The organism is Blautia glucerasea (assembly GCF_013304385.1).
In the GTDB taxonomy this organism is placed as follows: domain Bacteria; phylum Bacillota; class Clostridia; order Lachnospirales; family Lachnospiraceae; genus Blautia_A; species Blautia_A ammoniilytica.
In genome coordinates this window covers 1-405 of the sequence record NZ_JAAITU010000157.1, presented here as the reverse complement: position 1 = coordinate 405, position 405 = coordinate 1, and the positions used below count along the sequence as shown (strand labels likewise).

Here is a 405-nt window from a genome sequence, read left to right as displayed (position 1 = left end):
CTTACCAGACAGGCGTTCCACCTGCTAGACTACTCGCCCTTGTCTGGGCGCACAATTCCGATTTCTCAGTTTCAAAAACTAGAAGTTGTATCATCACGTATCTTTATCTTTTTTAGAAGAAATAGGACTGTCAGATATAGCAAGAGATATACCCAGACATATACCCACTCCAATTCCAACAACCTTGCTGTTTAAAACAATACTCCAAAGTATTGCTGTTGATATTCCGATGCTGACTCCTTTAATTATACTTTCGCTTTTCATAAGCTTTGTCCTCTAAATTAGCACTTCAAATCGTTTTCTTTATTCTATCACAGCTTCTATTATTCCGCCATCAGTCTTTCAAACCAAGTATGCAGAGCGTGTAATATTAAGATACTTACAAAGTTTATCTACAGGATATCC

1 protein-coding gene is annotated in these 405 nt (G+C 37.3%); it reads right to left on the bottom strand.

Annotated features, from left to right (window positions below; all coding sequences use genetic code 11):
• Positions 1 to 93: 93 nt before the first annotated feature.
• A complete protein-coding gene (locus tag G5B11_RS18845) occupies positions 94 to 264 on the bottom strand; it encodes a hypothetical protein (RefSeq protein ID WP_173683925.1) in 171 nt (56 codons plus the stop codon).
• Positions 265 to 405: the final 141 nt, after the last annotated feature.

Excerpts from the sequence above, each read along its gene's own strand:
- G5B11_RS18845 (WP_173683925.1), bottom strand. The coding sequence starts at position 264 with ATGAAAAGCGAAAGTATAATTAAAGGAGTCAGCATCGGAATATCAACA.